This is a genomic window from Rhodococcus sp. SBT000017, assembly GCF_003688915.1.
Classification (GTDB): domain Bacteria; phylum Actinomycetota; class Actinomycetes; order Mycobacteriales; family Mycobacteriaceae; genus Rhodococcoides.
Map to the genome: position 1 here is coordinate 692,995 of NZ_REFU01000002.1, position 15,318 is coordinate 708,312.

Sequence of the window (15,318 nt, forward strand, 5' to 3'; positions counted from 1 at the left end):
CGGCAGTTCCCGGCCGAGGTCCGAGCCGACTACCCGACGCGCTCGACGGTGTAATTCACCAACCGGCCGAGTGCATCGTTGGCCGGGCCCTGTGGCAGCAGTGCAAGTTCTGCGTGTGCCCGGGCGGCGTATTCGCCGAGTGTCTTCTTGGCCGAGACCATGCCGGGTGAACGCTGAAGCAGCTCCAGAGCCTCGGTGACCAGAGCGTCCTCGGTGACCGGACCGGCGAGGATCTCGCGCAGTCGATCGCCGTCGGCACCTTCTTCGCGCAGCGCGAAGAGCACCGGCAGAGTGTGTACGCCCTCCCGCAGGTCGGTGCCGGGAGTCTTGCCGGACTGCTCGGTGGCCGAAGAGATGTCGATGATGTCGTCGGAGATCTGGAAGGCGGTACCGACGGCGTCACCGAGGCGCTCGAGGCGTCCCACATGCTCGGCATCGCCGCCGGAGAACGTTCCGCCGAAGCGTCCGCACGAGGCGATGAGCGAGCCTGTCTTCTCCCACACGACCTTCAAGTAGTGCGCGACGGGATCGTCGGTGCTCTTGGCACCGATGGTTTCGCGCATCTGGCCGGTGACGAGTTCTGCGAAGGTCTCGGCGATGATGCGGACGGCGTCGGGTCCGAGCGTGGACACCAGACGAGACGCATGCGCGAACAGGTAGTCGCCCGCGAGGATCGCCACACTGTTGCCCCAGCGTGAGTTCGCACTCTCGGCACCTCGACGCATCGACGCCTCGTCCATGACGTCGTCGTGATAGAGCGTCGCCAGGTGAACCAGTTCGACGACCGTGGCCGCAGTGACGATCGCCGGATCGGTCGGCGACGGTCCCAGTTGGCCGGTGAGCACGGTGAACAGGGGCCGGAATCGCTTTCCGCCGGCCTTGGCCAGGTGCAGCGCGGCCTCGGTGAGGAACTCCTCACCGTCGGAGAGTTCGCTGATCATCAGTTCTTCGACGCGTGCGAGGCCGTCGGCGACGGATCGCGCGAGCTCCGGGTCACCCAGGTCGACTCCGGCAACGACCGTTGCTACGGCAGCGTCGTCTGTACTCACGATGTTGGTCCCTGTCCTGTCGTCGACATGCCGGCGGCAGCGGCGAAGCGCCGCTGCTCGCCTTCTACCGTAGTGAACCTAGCGTGCACACCGGTGGGACGGTGTCACCGACCACAGGTGACGCTTCACTCACCGAGGTTGCCGGAGATGACTTCGAGCGTCACGGCCATCGCTGCCGACGCCCTGTCACCCAACGAGTCGGTCGGTGCAGTCATCAGGGCGTCGACCAGGATCACGTGCGGAATTCTGCTGGTGACCGCGAGTTCTCGCTGACAGCCGACGTCACGCACGGCCACCACCACGCGTTCGTACGGCGGCGAACGGAGACCCTCGACGCACCCGTTCGTAGAAGTCGGGATACTGGAACACGTGAGCACTCCCCACCCCGCCCCACCCACCACGACCGACGTTCTGGTCGTGGGCGCGGGCCCCGCAGGATCGTCCGCTGCGGCATGGGCCGCGCGATCCGGCCGCGACGTAGTCCTGGCCGACGCGGCAGTGTTCCCCCGCGACAAGACGTGCGGTGACGGGTTGACGCCACGTGCCGTCGCCGAGCTCGATCAGCTCGGTCTGGGCGAGTGGGTGCGCAGCAAAGCGCGCAACCGAGGACTACGACTGAGCGGATTCGGGCAGGAACTGGAACTCGAGTGGCCGAGCAGATCACTGCCGACCATCGGAAGTGCGGTTCCCAGAACCGAACTGGACGACAGGATTCGCGTCGCCGCAGTCGAATCCGGAGCCGTGATGGCCGAGGGAGCCAAGGCCGTCGCCGTCACCCGCGACGGCACTTCGGTCCGCTCGGTAACCCTTCAGACCGCTGACGGTGCACACGAGATCTCCTGCCGCACACTGATCGTCGCCGACGGTGTCCGCTCGACTCTGGGCAAGCAACTCGGGCGGCAATGGCATCGCGACACCGCATTCGGCGTCGCTGCTCGCGCCTACATCGACTCGGGCCGCAGCAACGACGAGTGGATCAGCTCGCACCTCGAATTACGCGACGCCGCAGGCACTCTGCAGCCCGGTTACGGCTGGGTCTTCCCGTTGGGCGACGGAACCATCAACATCGGCGTCGGCACCTTGGCCACCGCCAAGAGGCCGGCACCCGGAGCGTTGCGCCCCCTACTCGACCTCTACACCCACCAGCGCCGTGGCGAATGGGACCTCAGCGGGGAGTTGCGCTCGGTGGCGTCGGCGCTGCTGCCGATGGGCGGCGCGGTCTCGGGAATCGCGGGCACCAACTGGGCCATCATCGGCGACGCCGCAGCCTGCGTGAACCCACTCAACGGCGAGGGCATCGACTACGGACTCGAAGGCGGTCGCATGGTCGTCGACCTGCTCGATCACCCCGACCTCACCGACGCCTGGCCGAGCCTGCTGCGCGAGCACTACGGGCAGTCCTTCTCCATCGCTCGACGCCTCGCCGGACTGTTGACCGTGCCCAGATTCCTGCCCGCAGCAGGACCGGTGGGCATGCGCTCACGCGCACTGATGAAAGTCGCCGTCCGCTGCATGGGCAACCTCATCACCGACGCCGACAGCGACCTCGTCGCCCGCACCTGGCGGGCGTCGGGAAGCGGATCGCTGAAAATCGATTCCCGGCCGCCGTTTTCGTGAGTCAGGTCAGGGTCGAGTTGCCTTGTGCAGCGCGACGATTCCGCCGGTGAGGTTGCGCCACTGCACGTCGGTCCAGCCGGCGTCGGCGATTCGCTGTGCCAACTGTTCCTGTGTCGGCCAGGCGCGGATGGACTCGGCGAGATAGACGTACGCGTCGGGGTTACTGCTCACCGCGCGAGCGACTTTCGGCAACGCCTTCATCAGGTACTCCATGTACACGGTGCGGAACGGACCGAACACCGGCGTGGAGAATTCCGAGACGACGAGCCTGCCGCCGGGCTTGGTGACGCGGGCGATCTCGCGCAGTCCGGCGTCGAAGTCGGAGACGTTGCGGAGGCCGAACGAGATGGTGGCTGCATCGAAGCTGGCGTCGGCGTACGGCAGTGCCATCGCGTCGCCTGCGACCATCGGCACACCTCGCTGCAAGCCGGCCTGCAACATGCCCTTGGAGAAATCGGTGGCCACACACCAGGCTCCGCTGCGACCGAGTTCGACGGTGGAGACGCCGGTGCCCGCGGCGAGGTCGAGAACCCGCTCGCCGGGTTTCAGATCCAACGCTCGTCGAGTGAGCTTGCGCCAACTGCGGTCCTGCCCGAACGACAGAACCGTGTTGGTGATGTCGTATCGACGGGCGACGCCGTCGAACATCGACGCCACCTCGTGGGGCTCTTTTGCCAGGGTTGCGCGTGATGTCTGGGCCACGCAGTCCAGACTACTCAAGCAATCTTTTGCACCCGCGGAGCTGTGATGCCTTGCACGTCGTAGTAGTGCGAGATCAGCTCGTCGCAGATGGCAGGCCAGGTTCGGTGCAGCACCGATTTGCGGGCTGCATTGCCGAAGCGTGCCCGGGTGGTGGGTTCGGCGAGGGCTCCGACGGCACTGGGCAGCAGCTCGGTGAACTTGTCGACCGGCAGCAGGTATCCGTTGCGGCAGTGCGAGACCAGATCGCGCGGGCCGCCTGCGTCGGGTCCGATGACGGGAACGCCACTGGCGAGGGCTTCTTGTACTGCCTGGCAGAAAGTTTCGTGTTCGCCGGGGTGGACGAAGATGTCGAAACTGGCGTAGGCCCGAGCGAGTTCGTCACCGCCGAGTTGTCCGGTGAAGATCGCGCCCGGCATCAGGGTCTGCAACGCCGCGGTGTCGGGTCCGCCGCCGACGATCACCAGCTGGATCGACGGGTCGGTGGCCAGGACGGCGAGCCGCTCGACGTGCTTCTCCGGGGCGAGCCTGCCGACGAAGCCGACGATCAGCTTGTCGCCGGCTCGCCACTGACTTCTGAGCGTCTGTGACTTGGCCGAGGGTGCGAAGCGGACGGCGTCGACTCCTCGCGCCCACCGGTGCACGCGCGGGATGCCGTGCAGCTCCAACGCATCGACGGCCGAGGTGGACGGTGCCAGGGTGCGGGCCGCGCCGCGGTGCAGTCTCCTGGTCCAGCGCCACGCGGCTTTCGAGGTGAGGCCCAGGCCGTAGCTGGCGGCGAAACCCGCGACATCGGTCTGATAGACGGCGACCGCGGGCACGTCCAGTCGGTTGGCGGCGGCGAGGCCACCCGCTCCGAGCAGGAACGGTGACGCCAGATGCACAACGTCGGGGGCGAAGGCACGCATCGCCGAGACCATGCCGAGGCCCGGAACACCGACGGGCAGCGAACTGACCTTGGGGACCATGAGCGACGGCACCCGGTGCACCGGAACGTCGTCGTGCCACGTCGCGGCTCTGGGGCCGGACGGATTGTCCGGGGCGATGACGATCGCGTCGTGCCCCGTCTTGTCGAGGTGTTCGAGGACACGGATCACCGAGTGGGTGACGCCGTTCATGTTGGGCAAGAACGATTCCGCAACGATGGCTACTCGCACGATCCTCAGTGTGGGCGGCCCCGCAGTCGGCCAGGTATGGACAACGTTACGTGTGGGCCAACGTCACACGAATTGCGCGAGCACCCACGACGGATTCGGGTTGGTGCGGTGTTCGGAGCCCACGAAGACCGTCGGAACGGTCTCGTTTCCGTCGTTGACCGACCGAACCCGCGCGGCCGCAGCGTTGAATGGTCGTTCCGCAGGCCCCACTCCTGCCGGATCCTTGCGGATATTCATCCACACGGCTTTCTTTCCGCGCAGCAACAGCGCAACCCGCAACCGCAGGCAGAAGATGCATCCCGGACGCCAATAGATCAGCGGCACCGATCTCTCCGTCGCCTGAATGCGCGAGGCGTCGTCGGACAAAGAACGCGGGTAGAGCACCGGCGTCGTCAGAACCAGAACGAACACGACGGCGAGCACCATCACCACGATCGAGGACGCGATGTTGCCGAAGTTCACCAACGCGAACCCGGCCACTGCGCCGAGAGAAATGAGGCCCCACAGCTTGGCATCACGCATTGTTCGTCTCCTTGCGACGTAACCAGAACAGCACCGGGCCGGCGATCAGCCAGGTGACGACGATGACGGATCCGGCCGGAACGATAGCGACGGTGGCGTCACGGCCCGCGACGCGAACCAGCTCGACGTCCGGGTCGGCCTTGTAGTACTCGACCTCGATGCGTTGACCGGCGATGAGGTTGGTGGGATACAGCACGCCGAGCGCCGGGTTGTGTGTCACGCCGTCGGGGGTGATGAAGCTGACGGCCGAGCGCAACTTGCCCGCGGACAGCACCTCGGCCGTGGCGGTGCCCTTGTCGGAATCGATGGTGACGTCGTTGCGCCAGGCTCCGACCACCAGAAGCACGGCAAGGACCGAAATCGCAATGGCGACCACGAACACGACCAGCCGGGTCCTGTACAGCGTTCGGCTGGCTCTGTCGGTATCGGTCACAGCGATCAGGTTACTTCGCAGCCGATGCGAGTCCGCTCGGGTAGCGTCTGCACTCATGTCGCGCAGCTTCGAGTTCACCGTCGAATCGTCCAATCCCCCGCTGACGTGCATGCAGCACTCACCAGCGAGGACCAGTGGGAGGCGCGCTTCGCCAAGGCGAAGAAGACGGACGGGTACGAGCTGACCAAGCACGACGACGGCGGCCTGACCGTGGACATCTCCGAAGAGGTCGGCACCTCCGAACTCCCCGGCTTCGTCACGAAGGTGATCAAGGGAAAGCTGATCGTCTCGCGCACCGATCACTGGGGACCACTCGAAGGCGACCGGGCCGAGGGGACACTGACCGGCGGCACCACCGGATTGCCCGCGAAGGTGAAAGGCACCCTGTCGTTGCGCCCCAACGGCACCGGCGCGAAACTGATCGTCAAGGGTGACTCGACCGTGAAAATCCCCATCGTGGGCGGCAAGATCGAGGACCTGATCAACAAGATGATCAAGGACATGATCGATCAGGAAACCGGCCAGACCCTGGAATGGGTTGCGGCGCAACAGAGCTAGCGACTGCCCCTCGTGGCCTCAGGATGAGAGAATCTGTTCACGAAGGATGTCGGCATGGCCGCAGTGGTGGGCCAATTCCCTCAGCACCTGAAGATATACCCAGTGGACCGTTCGAGGCCCGCTTCGATGACCTGTCACGACGGCATCGAGTGGCACGTCGGCTACCACCGCTCGAGCAGTTGCGCACGCCTGTCTGTGCGCCGCGATGACACCTGCGATGGTGTCACCGTCGTCGACAACGAAGGACTCTTCAGGACTGCGAACCAGACCCAGCGCGACCCTGGACCCGCCCCCTACGCATTCCTCGAACCACACTCGCTGCATCCATGTCACATGCTTCAGCAATCCGAGAAGCGTTGTGGCCGAAGGGACCAACCGTTCTCGTGCCTGCTCCTCGTTGAGACCATCGAGGGTTGCCTCGATCGCGATCCGGTAGTCCTCGATGAACGCCTCGAGCTGAGTACGATCATCGTCCACCAGCACCTTGAATGCACCCGTCACAAGCTTCCCTTCCCAGCGAAGATTCGGTCGGACACGTACACACGCCTTCTAGAGATGGGCGCGGATCGCCGCGTGCAGATCCCGCAACCCCGACCGCTCGGTGGTCACTTCCAGCACCCTGATTCCCGTGGCATGGCCGGTGAGTTCGGTTGCCAGATCGGCCAAGTCGACCAGTCGGTGCTCCACGCGGTAGGCACCGCACAACGCACCGAGGTCCATGCCGTGGGGTGTGCCGAACACTCTCTCGAATACACCCGCGTACTGCGGGTCACCCTGTTCGAGGAGCTCGAAGATGCCGCCGCCGTCGTCGTTGGCGACCACGATCGTCAGGTCGTCGGGACGCGGTTCACCGGTGCCGATGAGTAGGCCCGCCGCGTCGTGCAGAAAGGTCAGATCCCCGAGAAGTGCCACGGTGCGCCGCTTTCCGGCCATCGCGGCACCGATGGCCGTCGAGACGGTGCCGTCGATACCGGCCACGCCGCGGTTGGAGAGAACCTTCACGTCCGGGTTCGGAATCGCCACCAGGGCCGCGTCGCGCACGGGGTTGGAGGCTCCGAGCACCAGCTGATCTCCGGGCTGCAACGCGGACATCACCACGTCGGCCACGTGCAGCCCCGTCGGCTTGGGATGCTCTCGAAGCTGTTCGTGCACAGCCAGGTCGGCCTTCTCGGACAGAGCGGCGCAGCGCGCGATCCAGGCCGGGTCGGGAGCTCCGGTGGTCACTGCGCGCGTGCCGGTGGCCAGGACGTTGCCGGAGACGTCTGGCCAGCGCGGTCCGGTGGTGAGCGCGATGACGTCGACTGCAGGGTCGGCCAGCAGAGCCGAGACCTGGCGATGCAGCGTCGGCCGCCCGGTGATGACGGCCTGGCGCGGCTTCAACTGCGCAAGAGCCAAGGGATGCAACGGGATTCCGTGCAGGGGTGCGGTCGGCTCGGCGACGGTCGGCAGCCCGGCCAGCTCAGGACGCACGGCACCGCCGTGACCGGAGACGACCACGGTGTCGACCGTCAGATCCAGTTCGACGGGCACGTCGAGTGTCGCCTGGGTGGTGGAGGTCCACGGCAAGCCGTCGGGCCGACCCTCCGGACGCGCGCCGGGGTCTCCGATCGCAGGCACCAGAGGCTCGCGCAGCGGGATGTCGAAGTGCACCGGCCCGGCGTTGCCGGAGCGTGCACCGCGCGCTGCGGCGATGACCCGCGAGACCGCACTGCGCCACTGACTGTTCTGCTTGGGCCCTTCCTCGGCGAGCCCAAGGCTGATCGTCGCGCGAACCTGAGATCCGAACAGGCCGAGCTGCTCGATGGTCTGGTTCGCGCCGGTGCCGAGCATCTCGTACGGGCGGTTGGCGCTGATGACGATCAGCGGAATGCGGGCGTAGTTCGCTTCGAGAACCGCAGGCCCCAGATTGGCGACCGCGGTTCCCGACGTCATCACCACGGGAACGGGCTGACCGCTGCCCAGGCTCAGGCCGATGGCCAGAAAGCCGGCGGTTCGCTCGTCGATCCGCATGTGCAACCGCAGGCGGCCGGCGACGTCCGCCTCCTGCAACGCGAACGCCAACGGGGCGTTCCGCGAGCCGGGGCACAACACGACGTCTCGGATCCCGCTGCGCGCCAGTTCGTCGACGACTGCGGTGGCCTGTGCGGTGGACGGATTCACAGTTTCCAGAGTGTCAGACGCGTCGGTCGGACGCCGCAACCGGGCTTTGACAGTATGAAGGTGTGCGTACAGTCTTTCGGCCCGACGAGGTCGCTCCCGGTCGCTTCTACCAGCTCCTGACCGCTTCGGTGGTACCTCGACCCATCGCCTGGGTCTCCACCGTCTCGGCCGACGGTGTGGCGAACCTCGCGCCATACAGCTTCTTCACTGTCTCGTCGACTGTGCCGCCCGTCGTGCAGTTCACGTCGGTGACCCGCAAGGACAGTCTTCGCAATATCGAGGCCACCGGCGAGTTCGTCGTGAATCTGGCGACGGCACCGTTGGTGGATCAGGTCAACAGCAGCTCGGCGAGCTTCGATCACGGCGTCAGCGAATTCGAGGCCGTCGGGATCGAGAGCGAGCCCAGCACCGTCGTGACGCCACCGCGCGTCGCGGCCGCTCCGATCGCCATCGAGGCGAAGCTGCATCGCGTCGTGGAGGTGGGCAACTGCTTCGTCGTCATGGGCAACGTCGTCGCCCTGTCGGTGCGTCCCGAATTCCTCGCCGAGGACGGCCTCCCCGAGTTCGACGCCATCGCCCCGCTGAGCCGCCTCGGCCGTTCCGAGTGGGGGTTGCCGCCCGAGGTTCGTGAGATCGAGCGGCCTTCTTGATTCGCTGGTCGCTGCTGGTTCTCGTCACCGTCGGCCTGACCGTCGGCGCGGATGCTCTGGGGATTCCGTCGGCAGCACTGTTCGTCGCGCTGCTGGTGGCGGTGGTCTTCGCTCTCGCAGGCTGGGCACCGACCACGGGCACCGAGCGCGCTCCGCTGCCACGACGGCTCGGCATGGTGGCGCAGGCGGTGTTGGGCGTCGAGATCGGGACGCTGGTGCAGCAGGACACACTCAGCTCGCTCGGCGACGCCTGGTTGCCGGTGCTGCTGGCATGCGTCGGAACACTTCTGTTGTCCATCGCCGCGGGTGCATTGCTGGGACTGCGGAAGGACATCGATTCACTGACCGGCGCGCTGGCACTGGTGGCAGGCGGCGCGTCGGGCCTGGTGGCCATTGCCCAGGAACTCGGCGGCGACGAACGCGTCGTGGCGGTGGTGCAGTACCTGCGGGTCGTTCTCGTCACCACCACCCTGCCGCTGGCGGCGACGCTGGTGTTCAGTGCGCAGCCCGGTCAGTCGACGATGCTCGCAGATTCCGGAGCTCCGCTGTACGTGGACCTGGCCTTCGTGCTGGTCTGCGGCGGGGTGGGAGTCCTGCTCGCACTGGCGCTTCGATTTCCCGCGCCGGCGTTGCTGGGGCCGCTGATCGCTTCCACGTGCGCCGACGTTGCCGGGGTGTCGTTCGACGCATCGGTTCCCACGTTGCTGCTGTGGGCGGCGTACATCGTGATCGGATGGCAGGCAGGTCTGCGGTTCACCGTCGCGAGCCTGAAGTCGATCTCGCGGGTGCTGCCCGCAGCGCTGATGTTGATCATCGCCGTCACGGTCGGCTGCGCGATGCTCGGATTGTGGTTGGCCTCGGCAACGGGCACCAGCGGATACGAGGGCTACCTGGCGACCACCCCGGGCGGGGTGTACGCGGTGTTGGCCATAGCGGCATCGACCGGAGCGAACGTCACGTTCGTCGTGGCCGCGCAGATCATCCGGGTGTTCATGATGCTGTTCGCGGTACCGATGGGAGCGAAGGTAGTCCAACACTATCGACGAGATCGACCCGAGTGAATCGACGCGACCCCATTCGTAGTTAGGGTCCACTAATCTCACCGGCATGGCCAAGTACCTCAAACCCGAGCACCCGGCGTTCTACCGTCTGCACGTTCTCGCAGCCGATCGGATCAGTTCCGGGTTCGTCAGAATCACCCTCGGGGGCGAGTCGCTCTCGAACTACCGGTACATGGGATACGACCAGTGGTTCCGACTGTTCCTGCCGCAACCCGGCCAGCGCGAACCCCGCATTCCCAGCTCGACCTCCAAACTCTGGTACGCCCAGTATCTGACCTTCTCCAAGGACACCAAGCCGGTGGTCCGCAACTACACCGTCCGCGACTTCCGGCCCGCAGGCCAGGGCACGTTCAGCGAGGGTGCGGAGATGGACGTGGACTTCGTCGTACACGGCGGCGAACACGGCGGTGAAGCAGGTCCAGCGTCGTCGTGGGCTGCGCACGCCGTTCCCGGGGACCGCGTCGCGATTCTCGACGAGGGACGCATCTACAACCCGGACATCGAGACCCCATGGCAACTGCTCGTCGGCGACGAGAGTGCAGCTCCGGCGATTCTCGGAATACTGCGATCCTCGCCCGAGGACCTGCGGGCCGTGGTGTTCATCGAAGTCCCCACCGAGGCCGACGTCCAGGATCACCACGTGCCGCCGGGCGTCGAGCTGAATTGGATCGTGCGCCCCAACTCGCGCGCCAAGCCCGGTGATGCGGCGTTGGCCGCCGTGCAGAAAGCCGAGCTTCCGGGCGGCACCCCGTTCGTCTACGTGGCAGGCGAGCAGGGTTTGGCGACGGGCTTGCGCAGATACCTGGTGAACGACCGCGCAGTGCCGAAATCCAGCATCTGCTTCACCGGATACTGGAAGTTCGGTAAAGCCGCCGGATAGCACTGGATTAGTGTCATCTCACATGTCCGGCTTGGGAAAAGGTCACACGGTCGTCACCGACTCGGCAGATGTCGACAGCGCGTCGTTCGCCTCGCTGCGCGCCCGTCCTCTCCCCCGCGCCGAACGCTACGAACTGGGTCGACGCCTACGCGAGAAGGTACCGATCGCCTCCCTGGGTGACTGGACCCCACCGGCGGATCGACCCGACCCGGTCAAGCAGATCGAATACTCGCACCAGGGCCGCATCGAATGGCTGATACCGACGCGCCTCGAGCGGATGGTCGAGTCCCCGTACGGATTTCTGCGGGGCACGGCCATCGTCATGGCTCGGGACGTGGCGATGCTGCCGTCGACCGGCATCAACCCGGTCATCAGTGGCGACGCCCACCTCGGCAATTTCGGCTTCTACGCCTCACCCGAACGCGACCTCGTCATCGACCTCAACGACTTCGACGAGGCCCACCCGGGTGCCTGGGAATGGGATCTACGACGCCTCGCCGCGAGCATCTGGGTGGCCGGTCGGCAGAACGGCCGCACCGAGGATCAGTGCCGCGACGCCGTCACCGCCTGTGTGTCCGCGTACCGAATCGAGGTGGCCAGACTTGCCGACGAGCCGCTGATGTCGCGTTCGTTCCAGCGTCTGACGGCCGAGAAGCTGCAGCGCGACGCCACCGAGGGGTCGTTGCGCAAGGAGATCAAGCGCGCCACCAAGAAGGCGCGTCGACGCACCAGTGACCGCGTTCTGCCGCGTTTCACCGAGAAGCACGAGGGCAAGCGCAGAATCGTCGAGGAGCCGCCGATCACCACGCGCATCTCGGCGAAGGACGAGGAACTTCTCGCCGTCGGACTGGACGAGTATCTGCTCACCCTCACCCCACACTGGCGTCGAGTGCTCGGTGGATACACGTTGATCGACGTGGCGCACCGCGTGGTCGGCGTCGGCAGCGTCGGCCTGCGGGCGTACGTGGCTCTGCTCGAGGGCACCAGCGAGGACGACGTCGTGTTTCTGCAGCTCAAGCAGGCCAGACGCTCGGTGCTTGCGCCGTACGTGCACGGCGAATCGGCCTGGCACGATCATCAGGGGCAACGCGTCGTGGAGTATCAGCAGGATCTGCAGACCGTCAGCGATCCGCTGCTGGGCTGGACGACCATCGCCGGACGGCAGTACTACGTGCGGCAGTTCCGCAACATGAAGGGAACGATCGACCTGTCGTCGATCGATGCACCCGCGCTGGTCGACTACGCACGGGTGGTGGGCCGACTGCTGGCCAAGGGACATGCGCGTACCAGTGGCGCGTCGATGATCTCGGGATACACGGGCGATTCCGATCAGCTCGACGTCGCTTTGGGCCGATTCGCGCAGCTGTACGCGGATCAGACGGAAGCCGACTGGGAGCGATTGAGCGCTACGCGCATGTGAGCGGAACTTCGTAGTCCACTACGAGTTTCCGCTCACATGCGGCGAAGCCGCTCAGGCGTGCTTGGCGACCAGGTCACCCACGCGCGGCAGTGCCTCGGTGACGTTCTTCTTCGCCGAGCCACGCAGGCTGCCGTAGAACTTCTTGACGACGGACTTGTCGGTCTCCTCGATGCGCGCATCGGTGACCGAGAGCAGCGCGTCGGATGCGGCGTCGCCGTTGGCGGCGAGGTACTGACCGAACGTGCCCTGCGGGGCAGCGTTGTACGACTGCCAGAACGGGTCCAGCTTGTCGACGAAATCGGGCCACAGAGCCGAGACCGCATTGTCGATGTACGACGGCCCGACCTTCTTCACCGCGCCGTATCCCCCCTTGACCGCGAGTCCACTCGCGCCCTTCTTGTCCGCGACCTCCGCGTCGATCAGTGCCAGGACATCGACGCGCAGAGCGTCGGCCTTCGACTCGTCGAGCAGCGAATCCTTGAGTGCAGCAACCACTTCGAACTTCCTCCCAGATGTGTCAGCGGCCCCACGCGGACCGGGCGCAAGACTACCGCAGAAGGGCGTGGCAGCGCCGAACTCGATCGATCCACCACTGCGTGCGATCGGCGTCGGCATCGAGCTCGATCAGTGCCTCGGCGTCGGGTTCGAGGCTGCCGACCGGATACGTTCCGTCGATCACCTCCGGCGCAGATGCGACGTCTCGAACGAACAGTGCGCCCGTTCCCAGACCGCAGGCGAATTCGAGGTGCGGCAGCGCAGCGGCTGCGGCCAGCCCGGACGAGATACCCACAGCCGAGTCCAGAGCACTCGACACCACCACCGGCACGCCGTACTCCCCCAGCTCCCCGGCCAGCTCGAGCAGAGCCCGCATCCCGCCGAGCGGAGCCACCTTGAGCACCGCGATGTCGGCTCCGCCTGCACGGACGACCTTCATCGGATCCTCGGCCCGGCGAATGCTCTCGTCGGCAGCGATCCGCACCCCGGGCACCCGGCGCCGAACTTCGACCAGCTCCGGCACGGACGCGCACGGCTGCTCGGCGTACTCGAGTGGACCGTCGGCGGTCAGGGCTGTCAGAGCCGCCACGGCTTCGTCGACGCTCCAACCCCCGTTGGCGTCGACCCGTACCCGCGGAACCAGCTCGCGCACGGCACGCACTCGAGCGACGTCGTCGGCGAGGGTCTGCCCCTTCTCGGCCACCTTCACCTTGGCCGTCTCGGCACCGGGAGACCGGCTCAACACCGCTGCCACGTCGGAGGCCGCGACGGCAGGAACGGTCGCGTTCACCGGGATGCGTCGGCGCAACGGGCTCGGCGGGCCGTCCCACGCGGCCTCGATCGCCGACGCCAACCACGGAGCCGACTCGACGTCGTCGTACTCGGGAAACGGTGAGAACTCACCCCACCCGGCCGGTCCGTGAACGAGCATCACCTCGCGGGTGGTGATGCCGCGGAACTTGGTCCGCATCGGCATCGAGAGCACATGCGCGCCGTCCAGAACGTCGTCGATCGCGGGGATCATTGCTGCCCCGGGAGCAACTGCACCATCAACGCCTCGCAGTCGGCCAACAGGTTGCCGTCCAGATCCGTGAGCCGAGCGTTGATGAACGTCTTTCGTCCCTCGACCCGATCCACCGCGCCCTCGACGATCAGCTCGGTGTTCAGCGGCGTCACCTTGCGGTAGTTGATGTGCAGGTACGCCGTCCGGCTGATGGGCCTGCCGTAGGCGTGCTGGACGAGACCGAAGAGGTCGTCGAACAGCAGCGGCAGTGTGCCGCCGTGCGCGGCGGAGTTTCCACCGAGATGGAAACGACGGAACATCCCCCGACTTCGGACACCGTCTGCGTCGATCTTCTCGATGATCCACGGCATCAACAGCAGCGAACCGCGACCCGGCAGACGTGGAACTCGCCCGGCGGTCTGGCGGCCCTCGGCCACCACGTGCGGGGTCAACAGCTCGATCAGTTCCCGAGCCTTGTCCGCAGCTGCCTCGGTCACTTCGGCCGGCAACGAGGTGGACACCGCGAGATCCTGCACCGTGCGCAGGGCCTCGAGCAGCTGCCCGTACTCCGGCCCCACCTTCGCGGGCACGAAACGCGGGAAGCCTCCATGGTGGTCGTAATCGCGGTCGAGCTCGATCGGGTCGGTCATGACTGCACGCTAGCTGCACCGACCGTTCGGCACGGAGCCAACCCCGGCCACCGTTAAGCTGGCGCCCGTGACCTTCACTCCCGCACTGTGGCGTCCCGTTCCCGGCTTCGAAGATCTGACCGACATCACGTATCACCGCCACGTGTCCGACGCGACCGTCCGGATTGCGTTCGACCGTCCCGAAATACGTAATGCATTCCGGCCACACACCGTCGACGAGCTCTACCGCGCCCTCGAACATGCACGGGTGAGCTCCGACGTGGGAACGGTGTTGCTCACCGGAAACGGACCGAGCAGCAAGGACGGCGGCTGGGCGTTCTGCTCCGGTGGCGATCAGCGCATTCGCGGTCGCAGCGGCTATCAGTACGCAGACGGAGAGACGGCCGACACCGTCGACAAGGCCCGCGCCGGGCGCCTACATATCCTCGAGGTGCAGCGCCTCATTCGATTCATGCCCAAGGTGGTCATCTGCTTGGTCAACGGCTGGGCAGCAGGCGGCGGACACAGCCTGCACGTGGTGTGCGATCTGACGCTGGCAAGCCGCGAGCATGCCCGGTTCAAGCAGACCGACGCGGACGTCGGCAGCTTCGACGGTGGTTACGGCAGTGCGTATCTGGCGAAGATGGTCGGTCAGAAGTTCGCCCGCGAGATCTTCTTTCTCGGCGAGACGTACTCGGCCGAGGAGATGCACCGCATGGGCGCGGTGAACAAGGTGGTCGATCACGACGAGCTCGAGAACACAGCAATCGAGTGGGCTGCGAAAATCAACGCGAAATCACCTCAGGCACAACGAATGCTGAAGTACGCCTTCAACCTGCAGGACGACGGCCTGGTGGGTCAGCAACTGTTCGCCGGTGAAGCGACCCGCATGGCGTACATGACCGACGAGGCGGTGGAGGGTCGCGACTCCTTCCTGGAAAAGCGCGAGCCCGATTGGTCGCCGTTCCCTCGGTATTTCTGACGC

At 66.1% G+C, this 15,318-nt stretch carries 18 protein-coding genes; 7 read left to right on the forward strand and 11 right to left on the reverse strand.

Annotation, left to right across the window (positions count from 1 at the left end; all coding sequences use genetic code 11):
- Positions 1-29: 29 nt before the first annotated feature.
- Positions 30-1,049 carry a polyprenyl synthetase family protein gene (locus AYK61_RS24415; protein WP_008713814.1) on the reverse strand — a complete coding sequence of 340 codons (1,020 nt, stop codon included), beginning with the start codon at positions 1,047-1,049 and terminating at the stop codon, positions 30-32.
- A gap of 125 nt (positions 1,050-1,174) precedes the next feature.
- On the reverse strand, positions 1,175-1,348 hold the full coding sequence (locus AYK61_RS27480) for a hypothetical protein (protein WP_183130533.1): 174 nt from the start codon (positions 1,346-1,348) through the stop codon (positions 1,175-1,177).
- Positions 1,349-1,418: 70 nt separating this feature from the next.
- Here AYK61_RS27480 and AYK61_RS24420 point away from each other — a divergent pair, with 70 nt between their 5' ends.
- Positions 1,419-2,666 (forward strand): geranylgeranyl reductase family protein, encoded by a 1,248-nt coding sequence (locus tag AYK61_RS24420; protein WP_121873421.1) that lies wholly within the window; start codon positions 1,419-1,421, stop codon positions 2,664-2,666.
- Between the two features lie 6 nt (positions 2,667-2,672).
- Here AYK61_RS24420 and AYK61_RS24425 read toward each other — a convergent pair whose 3' ends face one another.
- The 4 genes from AYK61_RS24425 to AYK61_RS24440 all read right to left on the reverse strand — a co-directional run bounded on the left by AYK61_RS24425 (position 2,673) and on the right by AYK61_RS24440 (position 5,477).
- The gene (locus tag AYK61_RS24425; RefSeq protein ID WP_082073920.1) at positions 2,673-3,368 is read right to left on the reverse strand and encodes a demethylmenaquinone methyltransferase; all 696 of its coding nucleotides are present in this window, start codon (positions 3,366-3,368) and stop codon (positions 2,673-2,675) included.
- A gap of 14 nt (positions 3,369-3,382) precedes the next feature.
- On the reverse strand, positions 3,383-4,522 hold the full coding sequence (locus AYK61_RS24430; protein WP_183130534.1) for a glycosyltransferase family 1 protein: 1,140 nt from the start codon (positions 4,520-4,522) through the stop codon (positions 3,383-3,385).
- 63 nt (positions 4,523-4,585) lie between these two features.
- Positions 4,586-5,044 (reverse strand): glutaredoxin domain-containing protein, encoded by a 459-nt coding sequence (locus AYK61_RS24435; protein ID WP_121873422.1) that lies wholly within the window; start codon positions 5,042-5,044, stop codon positions 4,586-4,588.
- The gene (locus tag AYK61_RS24440; RefSeq protein WP_183130535.1) at positions 5,037-5,477 is read right to left on the reverse strand and encodes a DUF3592 domain-containing protein; all 441 of its coding nucleotides are present in this window, start codon (positions 5,475-5,477) and stop codon (positions 5,037-5,039) included. Before AYK61_RS24440 ends, AYK61_RS24435 begins: the two co-directional genes overlap by 8 nt.
- Before the next feature lie 105 nt (positions 5,478-5,582).
- Here AYK61_RS24440 and AYK61_RS24445 point away from each other — a divergent pair, with 105 nt between their 5' ends.
- On the forward strand, positions 5,583-6,035 hold the full coding sequence (locus tag AYK61_RS24445) for a DUF2505 domain-containing protein (protein WP_259468262.1): 453 nt from the start codon (positions 5,583-5,585) through the stop codon (positions 6,033-6,035).
- 18 nt (positions 6,036-6,053) lie between these two features.
- On the opposite strand, the gene AYK61_RS24450 is transcribed toward AYK61_RS24445, so the two are convergent.
- Both AYK61_RS24450 and menD read right to left on the reverse strand, forming a co-directional pair.
- Entirely contained in the window at positions 6,054-6,536 is a 483-nt protein-coding gene (locus AYK61_RS24450) for a DinB family protein (protein ID WP_121873423.1), read from the reverse strand.
- Positions 6,537-6,584: 48 nt separating this feature from the next.
- Positions 6,585-8,195, reverse strand: a complete 1,611-nt coding sequence (menD, locus tag AYK61_RS24455) for a 2-succinyl-5-enolpyruvyl-6-hydroxy-3-cyclohexene-1-carboxylic-acid synthase (protein ID WP_121873424.1) — start codon at positions 8,193-8,195, stop codon at positions 6,585-6,587.
- Between the two features lie 62 nt (positions 8,196-8,257).
- Here menD and AYK61_RS24460 point away from each other — a divergent pair, with 62 nt between their 5' ends.
- Genes AYK61_RS24460 through AYK61_RS24475 form a run of 4 tightly spaced genes read left to right on the forward strand, consistent with a single transcriptional unit; the run spans position 8,258 to position 12,206 of the window.
- Positions 8,258-8,845 carry a flavin reductase family protein gene (locus AYK61_RS24460; RefSeq protein WP_121873425.1) on the forward strand — a complete coding sequence of 196 codons (588 nt, stop codon included), beginning with the start codon at positions 8,258-8,260 and terminating at the stop codon, positions 8,843-8,845.
- The gene (locus tag AYK61_RS24465; protein ID WP_121873426.1) at positions 8,842-9,906 is read left to right on the forward strand and encodes an AbrB family transcriptional regulator; all 1,065 of its coding nucleotides are present in this window, start codon (positions 8,842-8,844) and stop codon (positions 9,904-9,906) included. The genes AYK61_RS24460 and AYK61_RS24465 overlap by 4 nt, the downstream gene beginning before the upstream one ends.
- A gap of 46 nt (positions 9,907-9,952) precedes the next feature.
- Entirely contained in the window at positions 9,953-10,786 is an 834-nt protein-coding gene (locus tag AYK61_RS24470) for a siderophore-interacting protein (RefSeq protein WP_121873427.1), read from the forward strand.
- Positions 10,787-10,808: 22 nt separating this feature from the next.
- Entirely contained in the window at positions 10,809-12,206 is a 1,398-nt protein-coding gene (locus AYK61_RS24475; RefSeq protein ID WP_121873428.1) for a DUF2252 domain-containing protein, read from the forward strand.
- Positions 12,207-12,257: 51 nt separating this feature from the next.
- On the opposite strand, the gene AYK61_RS24480 is transcribed toward AYK61_RS24475, so the two are convergent.
- The 3 genes from AYK61_RS24480 to AYK61_RS24490 are packed head-to-tail and all read right to left on the reverse strand — an operon-like array spanning position 12,258 to position 14,354.
- On the reverse strand, positions 12,258-12,701 hold the full coding sequence (locus tag AYK61_RS24480; RefSeq protein ID WP_037187084.1) for a DUF6918 family protein: 444 nt from the start codon (positions 12,699-12,701) through the stop codon (positions 12,258-12,260).
- 52 nt (positions 12,702-12,753) lie between these two features.
- Positions 12,754-13,725 (reverse strand): o-succinylbenzoate synthase, encoded by a 972-nt coding sequence (locus AYK61_RS24485; protein ID WP_121873429.1) that lies wholly within the window; start codon positions 13,723-13,725, stop codon positions 12,754-12,756.
- Positions 13,722-14,354 (reverse strand): PaaI family thioesterase, encoded by a 633-nt coding sequence (locus AYK61_RS24490; RefSeq protein ID WP_121873430.1) that lies wholly within the window; start codon positions 14,352-14,354, stop codon positions 13,722-13,724. Before AYK61_RS24490 ends, AYK61_RS24485 begins: the two co-directional genes overlap by 4 nt.
- Positions 14,355-14,421: 67 nt before the next feature.
- Here AYK61_RS24490 and AYK61_RS24495 point away from each other — a divergent pair, with 67 nt between their 5' ends.
- Positions 14,422-15,315 (forward strand): 1,4-dihydroxy-2-naphthoyl-CoA synthase, encoded by an 894-nt coding sequence (locus AYK61_RS24495; protein WP_121873431.1) that lies wholly within the window; start codon positions 14,422-14,424, stop codon positions 15,313-15,315.
- The last annotated feature ends 3 nt before the right edge of the window (positions 15,316-15,318 follow it).